Origin of the sequence: Niveispirillum sp. KHB5.9 (genome assembly GCF_048066115.1) — a bacterium.
Lineage (GTDB): Bacteria > Pseudomonadota > Alphaproteobacteria > Azospirillales > Azospirillaceae > Niveispirillum.
Window position 1 is genome coordinate 1 of sequence record NZ_JBLTYX010000074.1, and the last position, 626, is coordinate 626.

Sequence of the window (626 nt, forward strand, 5' to 3'; positions counted from 1 at the left end):
GCCACCACCATCCATGTCATCGATGATGATGCGCTGCTGCGTGACAGCCTGCGTCAGGCATTGGATGGGGAGGACCGGCGTGTGGTCGAATATGCCAGTGCCGAGGATTTCCTGGCCGGCTTCCGGTCAAGCGGGCCTGCCTGCCTGTTGATCGACGCCTATCTGCCGGGGATGAGCGGCATGGATCTTCTGCACCGTCTGCGCCAGTCCGGCGACATGACACCCGCCATCATCATCACCGGCAGCAGCGATGTCCCGGTGGCGGTGGCGGCGATGCGGGCCGGTGCCGCCGATTTCATCGAGAAGCCGTTCCGTCGCGCCGACCTTCTGGCCAGCATCGGTCAGGCGCTGGAGCGGGCGCAGGACGGTGGCAAACTGCTGGCATGGCGGCAGCAGGCGGCCAGCCATGTCGCTGGCCTGACCGCGCGGCAAAGGCAGATCATGGACATGGTGCTGGCCGGCCATCCCAGCAAGAATATCGCTGCGGATCTGGGCATCAGTCAGCGCACGGTGGAAAAGCACCGCGCTGCCATCATGCAAAAGACGGGCTCACGTTCCCTGCCGGCCTTGGCGCGCCTGGTGCTGGTTGCAGACTGGGATGGGGCCGGGAATGTGTGAGGATGGGG

1 protein-coding gene is annotated in these 626 nt (G+C 65.5%); it reads left to right on the plus strand.

What is annotated here, in order from left to right:
* Positions 1-618 (plus strand): response regulator transcription factor (locus ACM9HJ_RS30995; RefSeq protein WP_416575669.1); only part of this gene is annotated, 618 nt, incomplete at its 5' end.
* Positions 619-626: the final 8 nt, after the last annotated feature.